Annotated in this window: 18 protein-coding genes; 12 read left to right on the forward strand and 6 right to left on the reverse strand. The window is 40.5% G+C overall.

All coding sequences use genetic code 11. The annotated features are described in order from the left end of the window. Positions 1–4 precede the first annotated feature (4 nt). From B4N43_RS13745 to B4N43_RS25525, 6 genes are all read left to right on the forward strand, one after another. Positions 5–652: a 2'-5' RNA ligase family protein gene (locus tag B4N43_RS13745; RefSeq protein ID WP_075993905.1), complete on the forward strand. Its 648-nt coding sequence runs from the start codon at positions 5–7 to the stop codon at positions 650–652. A gap of 84 nt (positions 653–736) precedes the next feature. Continuing rightward, complete coding sequence (locus B4N43_RS13750) at positions 737–2,614, forward strand: Nramp family divalent metal transporter (RefSeq protein ID WP_286735337.1); 1,878 nt, start codon at positions 737–739, stop codon at positions 2,612–2,614. Positions 2,615–2,734: 120 nt separating this feature from the next. After that, complete coding sequence (locus tag B4N43_RS13755; protein WP_088162625.1) at positions 2,735–4,645, forward strand: class II glutamine amidotransferase; 1,911 nt, start codon at positions 2,735–2,737, stop codon at positions 4,643–4,645. A gap of 131 nt (positions 4,646–4,776) precedes the next feature. After that, the gene (dctA, locus tag B4N43_RS13760) at positions 4,777–6,039 is read left to right on the forward strand and encodes a C4-dicarboxylate transporter DctA (RefSeq protein WP_145329722.1); all 1,263 of its coding nucleotides are present in this window, start codon (positions 4,777–4,779) and stop codon (positions 6,037–6,039) included. 98 nt (positions 6,040–6,137) lie between these two features. After that, positions 6,138–6,248 carry an IS3 family transposase gene (locus tag B4N43_RS25520; RefSeq protein ID WP_083295844.1) on the forward strand — a complete coding sequence of 37 codons (111 nt, stop codon included), beginning with the start codon at positions 6,138–6,140 and terminating at the stop codon, positions 6,246–6,248. Between the two features lie 13 nt (positions 6,249–6,261). Further along, the gene (locus tag B4N43_RS25525; protein ID WP_414711909.1) at positions 6,262–6,369 is read left to right on the forward strand and encodes an IS3 family transposase; all 108 of its coding nucleotides are present in this window, start codon (positions 6,262–6,264) and stop codon (positions 6,367–6,369) included. 76 nt (positions 6,370–6,445) lie between these two features. Here the strand turns inward: B4N43_RS25525 and lon are convergent, their stop codons facing one another. After that, positions 6,446–8,923 carry an endopeptidase La gene (lon, locus tag B4N43_RS13765; RefSeq protein WP_070563678.1) on the reverse strand — a complete coding sequence of 826 codons (2,478 nt, stop codon included), beginning with the start codon at positions 8,921–8,923 and terminating at the stop codon, positions 6,446–6,448. A gap of 342 nt (positions 8,924–9,265) precedes the next feature. Between lon and B4N43_RS13770 the strand changes: the two genes are divergently transcribed. After that, positions 9,266–9,922 carry a tetratricopeptide repeat protein gene (locus B4N43_RS13770; protein ID WP_070563675.1) on the forward strand — a complete coding sequence of 219 codons (657 nt, stop codon included), beginning with the start codon at positions 9,266–9,268 and terminating at the stop codon, positions 9,920–9,922. 235 nt (positions 9,923–10,157) lie between these two features. Further along, positions 10,158–10,712, forward strand: coding sequence for a ferritin (locus B4N43_RS13775; protein ID WP_120336483.1), 555 nt, complete (start codon positions 10,158–10,160; stop codon positions 10,710–10,712). A gap of 98 nt (positions 10,713–10,810) precedes the next feature. Here the strand turns inward: B4N43_RS13775 and B4N43_RS13780 are convergent, their stop codons facing one another. The 4 genes from B4N43_RS13780 to gpmI form a co-directional block, all read right to left on the reverse strand. Further along, complete coding sequence (locus B4N43_RS13780) at positions 10,811–13,105, reverse strand: TonB-dependent receptor (RefSeq protein ID WP_070563672.1); 2,295 nt, start codon at positions 13,103–13,105, stop codon at positions 10,811–10,813. Between the two features lie 163 nt (positions 13,106–13,268). Continuing rightward, positions 13,269–13,583 (reverse strand): hypothetical protein, encoded by a 315-nt coding sequence (locus B4N43_RS13785; RefSeq protein ID WP_139144933.1) that lies wholly within the window; start codon positions 13,581–13,583, stop codon positions 13,269–13,271. 213 nt (positions 13,584–13,796) lie between these two features. Continuing rightward, on the reverse strand, positions 13,797–14,384 hold the full coding sequence (locus B4N43_RS13790; RefSeq protein WP_286735338.1) for a hypothetical protein: 588 nt from the start codon (positions 14,382–14,384) through the stop codon (positions 13,797–13,799). Further along, a complete protein-coding gene (gene gpmI / locus B4N43_RS13795; RefSeq protein ID WP_286735339.1) occupies positions 14,365–15,897 on the reverse strand; it encodes a 2,3-bisphosphoglycerate-independent phosphoglycerate mutase in 1,533 nt (510 codons plus the stop codon). Before gpmI ends, B4N43_RS13790 begins: the two co-directional genes overlap by 20 nt. A gap of 173 nt (positions 15,898–16,070) precedes the next feature. Here gpmI and B4N43_RS13800 point away from each other — a divergent pair, with 173 nt between their 5' ends. From B4N43_RS13800 to B4N43_RS13815, 4 genes are all read left to right on the forward strand, one after another. Further along, complete coding sequence (locus tag B4N43_RS13800) at positions 16,071–16,529, forward strand: DUF4783 domain-containing protein (protein WP_157698559.1); 459 nt, start codon at positions 16,071–16,073, stop codon at positions 16,527–16,529. Positions 16,530–16,606: 77 nt separating this feature from the next. After that, entirely contained in the window at positions 16,607–17,464 is an 858-nt protein-coding gene (gene nadC / locus B4N43_RS13805; RefSeq protein WP_286735340.1) for a carboxylating nicotinate-nucleotide diphosphorylase, read from the forward strand. Positions 17,465–17,479: 15 nt separating this feature from the next. Further along, positions 17,480–18,130 carry a glycerol-3-phosphate 1-O-acyltransferase PlsY gene (gene plsY / locus B4N43_RS13810; RefSeq protein WP_075993893.1) on the forward strand — a complete coding sequence of 217 codons (651 nt, stop codon included), beginning with the start codon at positions 17,480–17,482 and terminating at the stop codon, positions 18,128–18,130. A gap of 126 nt (positions 18,131–18,256) precedes the next feature. Then, positions 18,257–19,069, forward strand: coding sequence for a M48 family metallopeptidase (locus tag B4N43_RS13815; protein WP_075994938.1), 813 nt, complete (start codon positions 18,257–18,259; stop codon positions 19,067–19,069). Between the two features lie 77 nt (positions 19,070–19,146). Here the strand turns inward: B4N43_RS13815 and B4N43_RS13820 are convergent, their stop codons facing one another. Further along, positions 19,147–19,623 (reverse strand): hypothetical protein, encoded by a 477-nt coding sequence (locus B4N43_RS13820; protein WP_286735341.1) that lies wholly within the window; start codon positions 19,621–19,623, stop codon positions 19,147–19,149. Positions 19,624–20,021: the final 398 nt, after the last annotated feature.

The following is a 20,021-nucleotide window of genomic DNA, read 5'->3' on the forward strand; positions in this document are numbered from 1 at the left end:
CTCCATGGTATTTGTTATCTTACCTACTGATCGGAAACTGATTTTTGTTATGGAGGGTAGTGTCAATAAATATTCGTTTGTTTTTCAGCCTGATGAAGCTGGTATTGTCTTGGTAGATGGCTTAAAACGGCGACTACGTGCATCGTTAGCCGAACTGTTTCCCGACAAAAACAAAGGCTGGTATCCCAGTTGCAATTCCAAAGCCCATGTAACGATATGTGCTTTTGAAGCAGATGGGAGTAAACTGACAATGGCTATTGAGGCTTTGCAGGAGACTTTGGTCTATGAGCGGAGTCAGTATGTTTATTTTGATCATTTTTCATCATTCGCCGGTGGTGCGTACTATATTGCACCGACTGTACATGCCCGGAGTTATCTCAAGGACCGGGCGCGAAAGGTTGTTCAAACTTTAGCGGAGTTTGATTTGATCGAGATTAGCGACGAACCCCATATTTCGATTGGACGACGTCTGGAACCAGAACAGCTTGAAATTGCAAAAGAACAGTTGCGGTCTGTCGACCTGAGCTTTATGTGCAAGGGCGTTCATGTGCGGCAGTTTAAACCTGATTTAGGGCAGTACGAGATCATCGATTTCATCCAATTTGGCAACCAATCAAAGGAAAATTCTGGCCAGCTGGCATTTAAATTCTAATAATATCGCGGTTTAATTGCCTAATAATGTAAAGCTTTTTATCTTTAAGGCCGACAATAGACGATATTGCACTTATAGTACTTTATGCATTACGACGAATCTCATCATAAATCCCTATCTGATATCCATGAAAGTGTAGATGTCAATCAAGGGAAATCCAAATTTAAGAAGATACTTAGTTTCTTTGGTCCGGCTTATCTCATTAGTGTGGGGTATATGGATCCAGGTAACTGGGCTACCGATCTTGCTGGAGGAAGCCAATTTGGCTATACCCTGATTTGGGTGCTGTTGATGAGTAATATCATGGCGCTAGTACTACAGAATCTATGTGCCCGTTTAGGTATTGTACGCGGTAAAGACCTTGCGCAGTGTAACAGGGAAACCTATCCTAAACGGATGAATTTTGTGCTCTATGTACTTGCTGAAATTGCAATTGCAGCCTGCGACCTGGCGGAGGTTTTGGGTATGGCAATCGGTCTTAACCTCCTTTTCGGCATTGATCTGCTCTGGGGGGTAATGATCAGTTTTGCAGATACTTTCTTATTGCTCTATCTTCAGAAGCTAGGGATGCGGAAAATGGAACTTTTTATCATTGGCCTGATTGCGCTTATCGGCATGTGTTTCATGGTAGAAATGTTTTTGGCGAAACCGGATTTTGCCGAGGTGGCCACTGGATTTATACCCAGTATCCCGAATAGTGCCGCACTATATATTGCCATAGGCATTATAGGCGCGACCGTCATGCCGCATAATCTATATTTGCACTCGGCTCTTGTACAGACACGGAAGATTGACCGGAATGAGGTTTCTATTCGAAAATCGCTCAAGTATAACTTTTGGGATAGTGCCATTGCCTTGAACCTGGCCTTTTTGGTAAATGCCGCGATATTGATTCTTGCAGCCTCTGTTTTTCACAAAAACGGTATGCATGACGTAGCCGAACTTGAAGATGCTTACCACCTACTGGGCAATCTTCTTGGAACGGAATGGGCCTCAAAATTATTTGCTGTTGCCTTGATTCTTGCCGGGCAGAGCTCAACGGTGACGGGAACCCTAGCCGGTCAGATTGTGATGGAGGGATACCTTCGATTGCGGATTAGTCCGACTTTGCGAAGGATTATAACCCGGCTTTTGGCGATTATCCCGGCTGTATTGGTGATTCTTATTTCGGGCGAAGGTCGCGTTGGACAGCTGCTGATCTTTAGTCAGGTGATCTTGAGTATGCAGCTCGCTTTTGCCGTCATTCCGTTGATCCATTTTGTGAGCGATAAAGTCAAGATGGGTATTTTTGCCATTAAACCGCTAACAAAAATTGTGGCCTGGCTGATCGCGGCCATTATCGCTGTTCTGAATTTTAAATTGGTCTACGACGAAGTGGTCGGCTGGATTGGTGAAGCTGATAATATTGTGGTAACGGTATTATTGGTGATGGGCGCTGTGGGTTTGTTTGCCTTATTGATGATGACCGTATTATACCCCATTTTACTCAAATCGAAACCAACGGAGCTGGAGGTTCACCCACCATTTGAGGCATTGCATTTTGAACATAAGGGCTCTTTTAAGAAAGTTGTGATTGCGTTGGATTTCTCAAATTCAGATCAGAAAGTAATCCAATATGCTTTACAGTTGTCGCATGACGACACGACCTTTGTCGTTGTACATATTGTTGAGAGTGCATCGGTGAAATATACCGGGGATTCGACGGATGATTATGAATCGCGTCAGGATTTGGAACGGCTGAAATTGTATGCTGATTTTTTATTGTCGCAAGGACATCAAACTGAATATGAACTTGGATACAATAACCGGATCAAGAGTATTGCAGAAGTATGTGAAAAATACGGCGCCGATCTATTGGTCGTTGGAAGCCATGGGCACAGCGGTGTGAAGGATTTTGTTTTTGGTGAGACAGTTAACAAGCTACGGCATGCGGTGAAAGTCCCTGTTTTTATCGCCCAATAGGTCTTAAGGAGCTATCCCAAAGAGCATCTGTCTATTCACTGTAATTTTATTGCTGAAAAAGTGAAGGGAGGGGTCGGTAAGTGCTAAATAATTTGTACTTTTGCGACATCAAATCAAGATATGAGCGACGCTATTAAACACGAGTGCGGAATCGCACTAATTCGCCTGTTAAAACCCTTATCTTATTATCAGGAAAAATATGGTACGCCATTTTATGGCATCAACAAATTGTACCTATTAATGGAAAAACAGCACAACCGTGGACAAGACGGGGCTGGAATTGCAACCATTAAATTTGATGTTAAACCTGGAAATCGTTACATTTCGCGTTACAGAGCAATGGGTTCAACTGCTGTGGCAGACATATTCGAATATGTACAGAAAAAATTTGCTTCTGTTCAGAAAGCATTTCCAGAAGAGTCAAAAGATACGCAATGGTTAAAAGATAACGTAAGTTTTACGGGAGAAGTACTTTTAGGACATTTGCGCTATGGAACGCATGGAAAGAACAGTATCGAAAGCTGTCACCCATTTTTAAGACAAAACAATTGGATGTCTCGTAATTTGGTGGTAGCGGGTAACTTCAACATGACCAATGTGGATGAATTGTTGCAACAATTATATGAGTTGGGACAACATCCAAAGGAAAAAGCAGATACCGTAACCGTTTTGGAAAAAATTGGCCATTTCTTAGATGATGAGAACCAGGATCTTTTCGATCAATTCAAAAAAGAAGGTCATTCTAATATTGAGATCAGCTCGCTGATTGCTAAAAATATTGATGTTACCAAAATATTGAAGCGTTCGGCCAAAACTTGGGATGGCGGTTACACCATCGCAGGTATCTTTGGTCATGGTGATGCTTTTGTTATGCGCGACCCAGCTGGTATCCGTCCGGCGTTTTATTATCAGGATGAGGAAATCCTGGTTGTAGCATCGGAAAGACCGGTCATCCAAACTGCATTCAATATTCCTATTGGTGCTGTGAAGGAAATTAAACCAGGCCATGCCCTGATCGCTAAAAAAGATGGTACAGTATCCCAAGAGATGTTTAGACAGCCCGTAGAACAACGTTCTTGTTCTTTCGAACGGATTTACTTCTCACGTGGATCAGATGCTGATATCTATCAAGAACGTAAAGAATTAGGAAGATTACTGGTACCTCAGGTATTGGAATCTGTTAAAAATAACATCAAAAATACCGTATTCTCGTTTATTCCAAATACAGCTGAAGTATCTTACTATGGCCTAATGGATGGTATCAATGCCTACGTTCGGGATTTTCAAAAAGATACTTTATTGAATCGTTCAGAAAAAATTTCTGATGAAGAATTGGATGAAATCTTGAGTATTAAACCTCGTTTTGAAAAACTCAACGTGAAGGACGCTAAACTGCGTACGTTCATTACGCAAGATGCGGACCGTACAGACATGGTACAGCACGTATACGATACAACTTACGGTATTGTAAAAGATCACGAAGATACGATTGTTGCCATTGATGACTCGATTGTAAGGGGAACAACATTGAAACAAAGTATTTTAACGATCCTGGATCGTTTGAATCCTAAAAAAATCGTGATTGTTTCATCTGCGCCTCAGATTCGTTACCCAGATTGTTATGGTATCGATATGTCACGTATGGGTGAATTTGTCGCATTCGAAGCCGCAATTAATCTCCTAAAACAACGTGGTATGGCACATATTATCGATGAAGTTTATCAAAAATGTGTATTATCAATGACTCAGGACGTTAATGATATCGATAATTATGTCAAAGCGATCTATGCACCTTTTACTGATGAAGAGATTTCGGAAGAAATTGCTCGTATCGTAAGACCTCACCACCTGAAAGCAGAGCTTGAAGTAATTTACCAAACTTTGGATAATTTACACAAAGCTTGTCCAGACCATAAGGGTGATTGGTATTTCTCCGGTGATTACCCAACACCTGGTGGAAACAAGGTTGTCAATAAAGCTTATATGAACTGGATTGAAGGAAAGAATGTAAGAGCATATTTCAGCAGCTAAGTTCAAAATTATAATAGGAAGGGATGCATTTATGCATCCCTTTTTTTTTATATTCGTACCAATTAATTTCAATATCCTAAATTAAAAAACCGATTAAAGCAAGGGAATTGCTGTCCGTAAATAAATCTATCATGAAGCATATTTTTAAGAGCCTCTATTTTCAAGTCATCGTGGGTATACTTGTGGGGATCATCTGTGGTATCTATTACCCCGATTTTGCTGTTAAGCTAAAACCATTAGGAGATGCTTTTATTAAACTGATCAAGATGGTTATTGCGCCATTGATTTTTAGCTCCATTGTGATCGGGATAGCGGGAATGCAGGATACGAAAAAAGTGGGGAAAATCGGTTTAACTTCCATTATCTATTTCGAGATCATGACAACGATTGCCCTGATTATCGGTCTGGTCTTTGTTAATTGGATACAGCCGGGTACCGGGATGAACGCCGATCCAGCGAGTCTTGATGTATCTTCGGTATCCCATTATATTTCAGAATCCAAAGAGCCACATAGTTTTATGGATTTTATCATCGGGATCATTCCAGGTAATGTGATTGCTGCGGTAGCGTCTGACAATATGTTGCAGGTGCTCGTTTTTGCAGTGCTATTTGGGATCGGTATGACAAAAATAGGGCAGAAAGCTTCCGAGCCTGTGCTCAATGTATTGCAATCTTTTCTGAAGGTTCTCTTCTCCATTATCAAAATGATCATGTACCTGGCTCCAATCGGGGCAATGGGAGCAATGGGTTTTACGATCGGTAAGTTTGGAATCCAGGCCTTATCTAAACTCGGTATGCTGATGTTGAGCTTCTACCTGACCTGTTTTATCTTCGTGATCATCGTGATTGGGGCCGTATTGTATTTTTATCTCAAGGTGAATGTTTTTAAGTTTTTAAAATATATCAAAGAAGAGATTTTAATCGTTTTGGGGACTTCCTCTTCTGAGTCGGCTTTGCCGGGGATTATGCAGAAGATGGAAGATGCGGGCTGTGCCAAACCTGTTGTGGGCTTAGTTATCCCCACGGGCTATTCTTTCAATCTCGATGGGACAAGTATCTATCTGACTATGGCAGCGGTCTTTATTTCGCAGGCCCTCAATATGCATCTCAGCCTGGAGCAGGAAATTACCTTATTGTTGGTATTGCTATTGACCTCCAAAGGTGCTGCAGGCGTAACAGGAAGCGGTTTCGTTACCCTTGCTGCGACTTTGCCTGTAGTAGGCCATGTACCGGTAGAATCTGTCGCTTTGATCTTTGGTGTGGATCGTTTTATGAGTGAAGCAAGGGCGATAACCAATTTGATCGGAAATTCAGCGGCAACGCTGGTGATTTCAAAATATGAAGATAGTTTGGACGAGGAGCTCCTACATGAAAAGTTAGGTTCTAAACGATGATTTCTGCAATCAAAAGCTATGATAAAAGAAGCTTGGCTCCAACAAAGAATTGTTTGAAAAGTCAGCTCAAACCGTTTAAGAATAGCTGATAAGGTTCTGTGAGCGAAATAGAAGATTATATCTCCTATTACAATAATCAACGGATAAAACTAAATTTAAATGGAATGAGCCCGACAGAATATCGAGCTCATTATTACAAATCTAATTAACTAAATTTGTCCAATCTTTTGGGGGCAGTCCANNTCCTATTACAATAATCAACGGATAAAACTAAATTTAAATGGAATGAGCCCGACAGAATATCGAGCTCATTATTACAAATCTAATTAACTAAATTTGTCCAATCTTTTGGGGGCAGTCCAAATTTTGAATAGCCCCTTTCTATTCAAAACCTTTCAGGTATCTGTTAATTCTCTTTTTTTGTATTTTCTATATCTTGAGCCAGATCGATGGCACCAGTTACTTTTTCTTCCAATAGCGCGAGTTTGATCACCTGCGACATTTCAGTCACATAGTGGAATTGCATGTCTTTGATATAATCTTCCTTGATTTCCAAGATGTCTTTTTCATTGGATTTACAAAGGATAATATCTTTGATGTTCGCACGTTTTGCGGCAAGGATTTTCTCCTTAATACCGCCAACAGGCAATACTTTTCCACGTAATGTAATTTCACCTGTCATGGCTAATTTTTCCTTCACTTTACGTTGGGTAAATAGCGATGTCAGTGCTGTGAGCATGGTTATACCAGCTGAAGGACCATCTTTTGGAATGGCACCCGCAGGAACGTGGATATGGATATCCCAATGGTCGAAAACGCGGTAGTTAATGCCGAAATCCGAAGCATGGGCTTTCAGGTAGGCTAGTGCTATCGACGCAGATTCTTTCATGACATCACCCAAATTACCTGTCAGGCTCAAACGTCCTTTTCCTGGGCTCAGCGAAGATTCTATAAATAAGATATCGCCGCCGACAGAAGTCCAGGCTAAGCCCGTTACGACACCGGCAACATTGTTATTTTCGTAGATGTCCTTATCAAATATTGGAGCACCTAGGATATCGAGCAGATCCTGTTCGTTGATGCTCGGACTGTAATCCTTTTCCATGACAATGCGTGTTGCAATACCACGTACCACAGAGCCGATCTTTTTTTCTAATCCACGCACACCAGATTCACGTGTGTAATCCTCGATAATCTGTTCGATGATCTTAGCCTTTAACGAGACATCTTTGGCCGCCATTCCATGCATTTCGCGTTGTTTTGGCAAAAGGTGTTTTTTCGCGATTTCGATTTTCTCCTCGATGGTATAACCATTCACTTCGATAATTTCCATCCGATCCAATAACGCAGGTTGAATAGCGCTCAAGGAATTGGCCGTCGCAATAAACATCACTTTGGAAAGGTCAAACTCCATTTCGACATAGTGATCATAGAAATGTGTGTTTTGTTCCGGATCTAATACCTCCAATAATGCCGACGAAGGATCTCCTTTGAAATCCGCACTCATTTTATCGATTTCGTCCAAAATAAAAACCGGATTTGCTGCTCCTGCTTTTTTCAGGGACTGGATGATACGGCCCGGCATTGCGCCGATATAAGTTTTGCGGTGTCCTCTGATTTCTGCTTCATCGCGCACACCACCCAAGGCCATACGGGTATATTTACGCCCCAATGCTTTGGCAATAGATCTTCCCAAAGAAGTCTTACCGACTCCCGGAGGGCCTACTAAACAAAGAATAGGTGCTTTCATATCATTTTTTAATTTCAATACCGCAAGGTATTCAATGATACGTTTTTTTACTTTCTCAAGCCCATAATGATCTTTATCGAGCACTTTTTGTGCTTTGTTTAAATCAAAATTGTCTTTTGTTGTTTCATTCCAGGGTAGATCAAGTAGTAGCTCAAGGTAATTGAGCTGTACCGAATAATCAGCAGCCGCAGGATTGATACGCGATAGCTTTTCGAGTTCTTTTGTGAAATGTTTTTCGACATCAACATTCCATTTCTTTTTCTTACCCCGTTTTTTAAGCTCTTCCAGCTCAAGATCGGGGGTGTTTCCACCCAGCTCTTCCTGGATTGTTTTGAGCTGTTGGTTCAAGAAATAATCACGTTGTTGCTTGTCAAGGTCGACACGTACTTTATTCTGGATCTGGTGCTTTAGTTCCAGCATCTGGATTTCTGTTGTCAGGAGCTCCAATAAAAGTTTGGCACGATTCTCTACTTTAGGTATTTGAAGTAGTTCCTGTTTTCTGACCATTTCGACATTGATATTCGACGAAATAAAGTTGATCAGAAACGAAGGGCTTTCAATATTTTTAATCGCGATACCAGCTTCACTAGGTAAGTTTGGCGAAAGTTGGATGATCTGCAGCGCCATTTCTTTTAAGGTAGAAATTGTCGCTTTAAAGTGCTTGGTCATCTTCGGCTTCGCTTCATTGAATTTCTCCACACGTGCCTTTAAATAAGGCTCAGTATCGACAATTTCCAACAAGTTGAACCGTTGTTTTCCCTGGATGATGACGGTGGTATTACCATCAGGCATTTGGAGGACTTTAATGATATGAGCTACGGTGCCCACTTTATTTAGTTCTTCAAACCCTGGGTCCTCTACAGTCATGTCCTTTTGAGAAACAACACCGATGGTTTTGCTGCCTTTATAGGCTTCTTTGACCAGTTTGATGGATTTATCTCGACCTACGGTAATCGGAATGACAACACCGGGAAATAATACGGTATTACGCAAAGGCAAAATAGACAATGCTTCTGGAATTTCAGCATTCGCCATATTATCTTCATCCTCTTGTGTAAGTAAGGGGAAGAATTCGGTATCCTCTGCAACGATTGGAATTGCTTGACTGAAATCAAAAGTTTCGAATTTGCTCATAGTATTTATTTTGTGTATTTGGCAGTCGCTGACATGTTGACGGCTGACTTTCAAATTTTAAGCTTCTATTATTGTTTCCCCTATATTGCAAGGGAAGTGCCAATTGCTAAAAGTGAGCAAAATTACAAATCTATTTTCTAGAATAGGAAAAAAAGGCAGGTTAAATAAAATTTATCTGCCATTTGTTGGAGAAATAGGCATAATAATTGTAATATTGGAATGTGAAAGGGCGCCGATGGCAGTTTTTAAGTTTAAAGAAATCAATCGGATGCTTTTTTACAGATGTAGAAACGATCACAAGTGATCATTAAAGAGTGAATATAAAAACGTAACTATTTAGATATGAATTTAAAATCATTTAAATTGGGTTTGTTTACTGGGGTTTTTGCCTTAGTTGCTTTTAGCGCGAATGCACAACAACCAAAACAGGCTGAGCATAGCAACGCTAATGTGAGAATGGGGCAGAAAGCTCTTTTGGATGGTGATTTCAAGAATGCAGAGTCATACTTGACTAAAGCCCTCCCTCAAGAAGGGAAAGATCCGGACGTATTATATATGTTGGGATATTCTCAATTTCAAAATGGTGACTATAAAAAATCAGCTGAAACTTTTGGAAAAGTAGTTGCATTGAACGGTAAAAATGCAAATGCTTTATACTTCAAAGCGAAAGCAACAAACAATCTTGCTACTCAAGCCACAAATAAGACATCTGTTGCTAACAAAGAGCAGTTGTTGAAAGTTGCTATTGAGGATTATTCAAAAGCAATTGCTATTACGCCGACTGATTCGAAATTCTATCAAAATAGAGCGATCGCGAATCGCGATTTAGGTATCTTGATCGGAACGGAGGGTACGCCTAACTACAATAAGGCAATGGCAACTGACGCTTATAACAATGCAATCAAGGATTACGAAAAAGTGTTGAGCTTTGATGCATCGAAAAAAGATATCCAAACAGAAATCAAAAAAGCGAAAGTATATAGAGATAACTTGAAATAGTATCGCTATAAAAGCATAGAAAAAGGGAATGCTAATGGTATTCCCTTTTTTGTGCTTGTTGATTTTGTACCTATTGATTTGTGCCGGTTGAAATGTACTTATTGGAATGTAACAGTTGGTCACAAATGAGATCCAGTTTCATTTCGAGGAGTGAATTTTCGACAGTTTTTACTTTGATAAATTTCAAACGAAATAAGCACCGAAACTGTTCTTTTCCTAAATCAAAATGAATATTATGGAAACGAATCGATTGTCAAAGGAAATGCAGCAAATTTTAATCAGTCAGATGACAAAAGAAGCTGAGGCTGCACAGATTTATTTGGCGTTGGGGGTATGGGCAGATGATCAGGGTTATGGCGGAATCGCCAATTTTCTGTATAGACATGCCCAGGAAGAGCGAAATCACATGACTAAAATTATGGGTTATATTCTGGAAAGAGGTGGCCGCCCCAGAATACAGGCTATTGCAGCGCCTCCAGCTGACCCAAAATCGCTGACCGAATGCTTTAATCGCGTTTTTAAACATGAAGTAGATAATACCGAAGCGATCTATAACATTGTCAATTTAGCGATGGCCGAGAAGGACTGGGCAACGTGGAACTTTGCACAGTGGTTTGTCAAGGAACAGATTGAAGAAGAGAAATTGGCGCTGGAATTGATGGATAAACTGAAGATTGCCGGTGGTGACCGAGCTTCAGATGAATCCTTGTTTGCGTTGGATTCCTCCCTTGAAGCCATGCCCGACGAAGTAGCCTTGGCAAGGGAAGCGACAGCAGATGACCCCAAATAATTATAAAATAAAAAAGCGGGATCTTCAAGATCCCGCTTTTTTATTTTGCCGTGTACTAATCTTAATTGATCTCACGATCATTTATTACCAGGCTTAATTTACTTTATGCTCAATGGCAGATATACACCGAAGGTGATGTTTCTACCCATATTGTAGACACCAAAGCTCGTGTCTTCCTGTGAAAGACGTCCTGGGCGCAATCTGCTCAACGCATCGTAATAACGTTTGTTGGTCAAGTTTGAAGCTGCTGCAAATACTTTCAGTTGCTGCGATCCGAGATGTAATGTCGTACCGATTCCTGCGTTCAATAAAGTATAAGAGTTTGCTGGCGTTTCGAAGGTTTCATCAATGCGGTTCTGTTTGAAATAATTGTCCAGCCCTACAGAAACGTAGAAAGCATTCAAGCCGCTAATCTTGGGCTCAAGACGCAATGTATTGTGTACAACACCAGCTGGAATCATTGCCAAGGGTCTGTTAAAGGTATTGTTCTGTGCATGGGTATAACTAAACGTATTGTCCAGGTGTATCCAGTTTAACAAATGAAAATTCAGGCTTCCTTCAACACCGTAAAGATTGGCGTTTACCTGGCCATAGCGATATACGTCGTAGGTATGCGAATCGCCATCTTCACCCACAACGGTTTTCGTGTCGCCTTTTGTTGTTGAGGCATAAATAAAATTGTGGATATAGTTTTCATAGATTCCGATACTTCCGGTAACGATGCTATGTCCAAACTCCAGGGTTGCATCCGCTTGGTAACTTCGTTCAGGTTTCAGGTTTTCATTACCAACTTCATAGCGGTACGTTCCTTCGTGTACCCCGTTGGAACCTAATTCTGCAGGATTAGGCGCTCTAAAAGCCGAACCGGCATTTGCTTTGAAATTGAGGTCTTCGCTGAAAATATGGGTATATCCAAGTGCTCCGCTAACATTGCTGAAACTATTTTTAAAGCCAGCGAACTGCTCTTCGTCTTCAATAAAGAGCTGCTTGCCTTTGTTGTTGACGTAGTCATAGCGTAATCCAACGTTAAAGGTATTTTCGCCCCAGGTTTTCTTTGCATAGCCAAAAGCACCCAATTCCAACTGATCATAGGCCGGAATTAAGAATTCAACACCTTTATTTAAACTGTGTTCCTGGCTAGCACTAATGCCAAAGACATGTTGCCAACCATTTTTTTCACTTAACGAATATTTTGCGTCAAGTGAATATGTATTCAAATCAAAGAATAAAGAAGGTGTTGCTTCTTCGAGCTCCCGACGTTGATTTTTTTGATAGCCCAGATCAAGTTTTAAACTACCCGAACCGATGACAAAGTTATTGTTGAGGGCCAGTTTGTAATGGCGGATATCCTGTTTAGGGAAATCTAAGGTCCGGCTTTTTGAGTTTATGTAAAGCGGGTCACCAGGTTCGGCGTCGTAAAAGCCGATATTATTTTTCAGGTATGAAAAATTCAGATGAGAGTAGCCCCATTGTTTGTTTAGCCCGAGCATACCACTGAAATTACTGGTATTAAAACCACTATTGCCATATCGGCCTGCGGGTGTATTATAAGAATATGCATTTTGATAAGAACCACGCCCACGCCATACGAAGCCATTTTCATTACCGGTAAGCATAACCGAACTATTGGTTAGTCCGTTGTTGGTGGAGTAGCTGCTCAATACTTCACCTTTAATTTGCCCAGCTGTAGGAACATTTGGTTCAAGCACATTGATTACACCGCCAATAGCATCAGATCCGTACATCAAGGAAGCGGCACCGCGTAGGACCTCCACACGATCCGGTTGATTTTGGTCGATTTCAATACCATGTTCGTCTCCCCATTGCTGTCCCATCTGTTTGACACCATCACTTACCGTGACGACACGATTATAGCCAAGACCCCGTATAACAGGTTTTGAAATGCCTTGTCCCGTTGTGATCTGGCTTAGTCCGGGAACTTGTCGGGCAAGCGCATCAATAAGATTCGTCGCATTTCCCTGTAATTCATCTTTGGAGATTACAGCAACCGAGGTACTGTTGCGACGGCTCTGTGAAGTGACCAATGTACCTGTAACGACGACTTCATTGGTTTCAATAATACTTTCGGTTAGGGCGAAATCGAGGGAAAGATTTTCTGAAGTTAGATCGACGGTCTTGACAACGGACTGATAGCCCAAGAAACGGACCTCAACCAGGTAGCGTCCACTTGAAGGAAGTGATTTAAAGCTATACTGACCTTGTTGGTCTGATGCAGTGCTCGAACGAAGCTGTTGCAGAGATATTGTAGCACCGGCAATGGGAAGATTTGTTTTTGCATCCGTTACTTTACCGCTGATTGTTGCGGCAAGGGCCGGAAATATGGAGAAATAGGAGACAAGCATAAAAATGCAGCCTATAATTTTAAGTTTCATCTGTACGAATAATTTTTACGTATATATAACATCAAGGATAACAGCAGCCCAATAACTCATCGTATGAATTCTTGAGATTGTCGAGTCCTAAAAACTTTTATGAAGTCGTTTGTCGCAATAATGAGAAGAATATAGGAGTGACATTATTGGACTTATGTAAAAATTAAGCGATGGGGGGACCGCGATTGCCAGAAAGCAGTGATCGAATAATTTGATCTCCCGTGATAAACAGGCCAAATTCAACTTGCTGCGTCGGGAGTATTAATTCGCGTAGCGTAAAATGAAAAACAATTTGTGGATGTGAATTTTGGTCACAGATGGAACACTTCGGATGGTCTGCATGGTGTTTTTTTGCAGGACTGTCTACGATACTGAGTGCAGTTTGCGGATGCTCATGGGTATATACAATGAACTGACCAATTAAGAAGGTCATTAAGAGCATGAATGCTGCAAATTTGTTCAATGAGATATCTTTCACGCTGAAATCACTACGTTTAAACCCATTTATCCGTTGAGTTATTTTGTTAATCTGGTCAAAGATAAGGAAAATAAAATATAAAGCAATTGTGTTGCATTTATTATTGTTGTGACATTGTATAAATGTCCGCTTAAAAGATAAGCTGAATTTACAGAAAAGCCCTCAAAAATGGATGCTATTCTTGAGGGCTGTGTATGGTGCTGATCAGGCTGTCTATTTTTTGGAAGGAATAAACTTGCCTTCAATTTCGTATTGATTGGCATCCAAACCTTGGACATCCTGCAGTTTGACAATTCGATACAGCGAGTCGCTGTAATAGTCTAATTTTTCTTGACTATCGTATAAGGTATTTGTTATCTTTTTATCGATATGGATGTGTTTTACCTTTTCGTTTTTGTCAAACTCGATACGCAGTTTCTGTATCTGCAGTTCTTTCTTTTTAGCTGTAAATTCTGTCACACAGTCTACAGCTTTGACTTCATACAGTGATGGGTCGAAGTTTTTGCTGATATCGGCAGACTGAAAAGCGGAGAGTTCATTTTTCCAGTTGCCAATTTTCAGTTCACGTTGTTCTTTCTCGCCGTCTTTGCTGACAGATTTTAGAACTGCGGGATTGAGCTGCCGCAAGCGATTGACTTCGGCATTAAAAAACGAATCGACAGAAAATATAGCTGAAGATTTTTGTGTTTTTTTTGTCGCGGATGGTGATCCACAGCTCCAAAAAAGCAGAGCACTGCCCATAAGAAGGGAAAGTGCTCTGCTGCTATTTTTAAGTAAATTATTATTCTGATACCAATACATTTCCTGTCATTTCAACGGGGATATTGACGCCTAAAAGTTGTAAGACGGTTGGGGCAATATCACCTAATTTACCATCTGCTATTTTCTTATACTGATCGTCAATTAAGATACACGGAACCAAATTGGTTGTGTGTGCCGTATTTGGCGATCCATCTTCATTGACCATAAACTCGGAGTTACCATGATCGGCCAAAATAATAAAGGAGTAACCATTTTTAAGGCCTGTTTCAACAACCGTTTTTGTACATTGATCAACAGTTTCTACCGCTTTTATGACAGCTTCAAAAACACCTGTGTGACCTACCATGTCTGGGTTTGCAAAATTCAGACAGATAAAATCTGGTTGAAGGGTCTCCATGTCATTAACGATAGCTTCTGTAATTCCTTTGGCAGACATCTCCGGTTGAAGATCGTAAGTCGCAACTTTTGGGGATGGAACCAACAAGCGGTTTTCACCTTCAAACTGTTGTTCACGACCTCCTGAAAAGAAAAATGTCACGTGCGGATATTTCTCTGTTTCGGCAATACGCGTTTGTGTTTTATGGTTTGCCTCCAACACTTCACCTAAAGTATTGGACAAGTTGTCTTTTTGGAAAACAACTCTGACATTTTGAAATGTTTCATCGTAAGAGGTCATTGTCACATAATATAGATCTAATGGTTGTAGATCATATTCCGGAAATGCCTTTTGTGTCAACGCAATTGTAATCTCGCGGCCACGATCTGTTCTGAAGTTGTAACAGAATACAACATCACCTTCTTGGATTGTTGCCACTGGCGCACCATTTGAGTCTACCAATGCAATTGGTTTCACAAACTCATCGGTTACACCTTCGTCGTATGATTTTTGGATCGATGCAACAAGGTCATTGGATTTTTCACCTTCTGCTTTTACTAAAAGATCGTATGCTAATTTTACGCGTTCCCATCTGTTATCGCGGTCCATCGCATAATATCGACCGATTGCAGAGGCAAAAGTACCTGTTGTCGTCTTTAAATAGTCTTGTAGGTCCTTAACATAACCAATGCCGGAGTTTGGATCCGTATCACGGCCATCTAAAAATGCATGTATAAAAACTTGGTCACTTGTCAAGCCGGCCTGTTTTGCAGCATCACATAAGCCTTTTAAGTGCTTTGTATGTGCGTGTACACCACCATCGGAAAGTAATCCGATTAAATGTACCTTTTTGTTATTTTCCAATGCATATTTAAATGCGTCTTGAATAATAGGATCCGTATTGAATACGCCGTCGTTGACAGCTTTGTGAATACGACCCAATTCTTGATAGACGATTCTTCCGGCGCCAAGATTCATGTGACCAACCTCCGAGTTACCCATCTGTCCAGCAGGTAAGCCGACAGCTTCACCAGAGGCCTCTAAGCTCGAGTTTGGATAAGCTTCTAATAAATGATCTAAAAATGGAGTGTTTGCAGCTTCAACTGCATTTGATTTATCATGTTTTCCATATCCTAGTCCGTCTAGGATCATGAGTGCAACTTTTTTCTTATTCATCGTATAACAAAGATAATCTTAATTTTAGAATCTATCAACGCATCTTAAAAAGTTCCCTTGTTAATCCCTAATAATTTTATAGGTTTGTGGCATAGTTTATGTTCGGTTAAAAAACGGAGCTACCTAATGATTGATATGGATGATAGAAGCTGTTCTATAATATGTTGAGCTATATGAAATTTTTAAGCTATTGCGCATTTATACTTATTAATAGTCTTTTTGTACACACTGCGGCCTTCGGGCATTATTTAAGAGAAGTAAATACAGTGGTAAAGGTAGCTTTGCCAGGTGATGATGATTCTTTAGGAAGTATTTCAGAGGAACTGAAATCGTATTTGAAAGAAGGTAATGCAAAAAATATGGCCAAGTATTTCGGCTCAAACTTAACCTTATCTATTTTGGGGGAGAATGGCGTATACACAAAGTATCAGTCAGAAATCATGTTGGCGGCATTTTTTAATCAGCATAAACCCAAGACTGTTAAATTGACGCAAGCCAGCAATGCGAACAATGGCTATCAATATTTTACATTTACATTAGCTACAGAACAAACAAACTATCGTGTCTTTATTAAGATCGGCGTAGGAAATAATAACCATTCGATTGAAGAGCTAAGAATCGACAAAAATTAAAGCTAGCGATGCTTTTTTTATAAATCTATTTTTCGATTAAAAAATTATTCCACATCTTAGCCCAATAAATAGTATTTATGGAGAAGGAAATCAAGGACTATCTGGCCCATTTTGTAAAACAGGCTGTCGCGGAGGATTTGGGCGATGGAGATCATACCTCACTTTCTACGATTGAAACTGGCGCACAAGGTGAAGCCAAATTGATTGTTAAGGATAACGGTATTTTAGCAGGGGTCGAAGTGGCGCAGGCGATTATTGCCTATATTGACGATACGTTGACCTGCGAGGTGTTTATCCACGATGGAAGTCAGGTTAAAGTAGGTGATATTGCTTTTTATGTGAGGGGAAATATCCAAAGTATTTTGCTGGCAGAGCGTTTGGTGCTGAATGTCATGCAGCGTATGAGTGGCATTGCGACAACTACCCGAAAATACGTAGACCTTCTCAAAGGTACAGGTACAAAAGTTTTGGATACCCGGAAAACCACACCCTTATTGCGTGTATTGGAGAAAGAAGCCGTTCGCATAGGAGGTGGGACCAATCATCGTTTTGGTCTTTTTGATATGATTTTAATTAAGGACAATCATGTGGACTATAGTGGCGGTATTGTACCGGCTCTAAAGCGCGCAAATAATTACAGAAAGAACCTAAATAAACCAATAGAAATAGAAATTGAAGTCCGAAATTTTGCGGAGCTTGATGAAGTTCTTAACTTTGGCGAAGTGGACCGAATCATGTTAGATAATTTTTCGCCGCAGGATGTAGCCAAAGCTGTTCAGCTAATTGACCATCGATTCAAGACAGAGGCCTCTGGGGGAATAACTTTCGACACGATCCGATCGTATGCGGAGGCTGGGGTAGATTATATTTCAGTAGGTGCTTTGACACACAGTGTAAGGAGCCTGGATCTTAGTCTGAAGGCCAAATTAATATAAGAACTGATTTAATTAATGATATCGATTTATTTAGTAACTGCAGTATTACTAGCTTATTTGTTTGGTTCCATACCTACAGCAGTTTGGTTGGGACAGGCATTTTATGGGGTAGATGTTCGTGAGTACGGTAGCGGTAATGCTGGGGCGACTAACACCTTTCGCGTCTTGGGCCCTAAAGCGGGATCGATCGTGATGTTTGTAGATATATTTAAAGGCTGGACAGCAACAAACCTGGCTTATTTAATAGAACTGGGGCAAAATACGAGCGATGTCCAATTTGTCAACTTTCAGTTGGCACTTGGCGTTATTGCAGTATTGGGTCACTTGTTTCCTGTATTTGCGGGATTTAGAGGTGGAAAAGGGGTGGCAACCCTGTGTGGTATGATCCTCGCTATACATACACCTGCCGCTTTGGTCTGTGTTTCAGTGTTTATCATCATCCTGCTGACAACTCATTATGTTTCGCTCGGTTCCATTTCTGCAGGTTTTGCATTTCCTTTTAGTTTGGCCTTTATTTTTAAAACAACCATACCTTCTGTGCTGCTTTACGGAATAGCCATCTGTATCCTGTTGTTAATCACCCACCAAAAGAATATAGAGCGTTTGTTAAAGGGGCATGAATCCAAGATTTACCTCTTTAAGAAAAAGCCGAAGGAAAAAGAATAGGCACAATAATTGCATCCTCTAAAACGTATTTAATAATTTATTGTGAAATATCCATGTTGGAAAAGCTGAAAGCCGATCACCATCGCTCGGATATTCCATATGGCCATTGAAAGAAAATATATACATATGAACGGAGTGTTTAAGTATTCGGCTATGGTATTAGCGTGTGTAACACTGGCATCGGGGTTGTCAGGTTGCGCAACTTCAGCTGTTACGGGTAAAAAATATTTGAAATTGGTCAGCGCAGATCAAGTGAACCAACAAGCTGCATTGGCTTATAAAGATTTCTTATCGAAAAATAACGCGAAGGTAGTAACCGGAACTGCAGATGCAGCCATGGTGAAACGCGTTGGTAACAAGCTTGCAACGGCGGTTAACCAGTATTTGCAAAGTACAGGCCGCGCAAATCAATTTAACTTCAACTGGGAGTTTAATTTGGTGAAGAGCGATGATGTGAATGCATGGTGTATGCCTGGAGGTAAAGTTGCGGTATATACCGGAATATTGCCGGTAACACGTACAGAAGCGGGTTTAGCAACAGTTATGGGGCACGAGATCGCCCATGCTATTGAGGAGCATTCTGTAGCTCAGGCTTCGAATCAGATTGCTTTACAGCTGGGTGGACAGATTTTAGGTTCAGCAGCAGGGGTGTCTGGAAACAGTACGCTTGGTGTTTTTAATAATCTGTATGGTTTAGGTGGAAACCTGGCGCAATTGAAATTTTCGAGAAGTGATGAATCTGATGCGGATGCAGCAGGTTTGATTATTATGGCTTTGGCAGGTTATAATCCAAATGAGGCTGTAGATTTCTGGAAACGTATGGCTTCGGGTAGTCAAAAAGGGCAGCCTGAGTTTTTGAGTACGCACCCGAGTGATGAGCGACGGATTGCGGATATTCAGAAATTGATTCCAAACGCGATGAAATATTATAAAAAATAAAGAGTCAATACAATTGAAAAAGCGGAGTATGCACCTAGCATACTCCGCTTTTTTTATAAGCCTTATTTACGAAAGTATTATACGCCGGCAAAAGCATCACTAATGCCCAGCACGACACCAACGACTAGCCCCATAAAATTAAAGGCGATGGTGATGATGACCATAATGCCAATAAATTTGTAATGTTTTTTGAGTGCATCTAAGCATAATTCGAGTTGGATACTGTCGCGATTCTCGATTGCTTTTTTCGCTTTTGATCCGAAATTATAAAGGAAATAAATTGGAAGGCAGAAAAAAGCAAGAAATAAGAGATAAAGTACACCGAATGTGGATAAGGCCCCTGCTGTTACATATTCGTCGGCCCCGAGTGATAATGCACTGGCTCCAAAGATTAGGCTGACCATGGTTATGGCAGAAATGCCGATGAAAATAAAACAGACAATGGCCAAAAAATTGGCCCATTTGGCCGCTGAAGCCAAGAAGGAGAGTCCTGCCGGAGACAATTTAATGTCTGCAGGTTCTTGAAAAGAAGAATTTTGAATACCGTCTTCCATGAAGCATAAATTATTAGGTGCGCGAATTTCTGAAAAGTTCTCGGTTTTTGAAACATTTTTTATATAAACCATCACGTCTATACAATCGTTTTGATTTTTTCGATCAGAATAGGTTACAGTGGCTCAAATTCGACAAGAAACTGAGTTGTTTAATAAAAGTCTCGATTGACAGGAAATTAGTTAAAAATTTTCAAAAAGTTAAATTCCGAATGGAAGAATGTTGTTACAAAAGATTTTTGCGGATTTGATGTGGAAAATTATTTTCGATCAGTTTGTACGGAGGGGAATGCTGGTTTAAAACATGTTACAACGTTTTTTTTGCTGATAAATTGTATGTTAATATAGTAATTATCGCCTGTATTTTATGAAGTATGTGTGGTTTAGTGTGTTAAGTTTAT

The organism is Sphingobacterium sp. UBA1897, from assembly GCF_002337775.1.
Classification (GTDB): domain Bacteria; phylum Bacteroidota; class Bacteroidia; order Sphingobacteriales; family Sphingobacteriaceae; genus Sphingobacterium; species Sphingobacterium siyangense.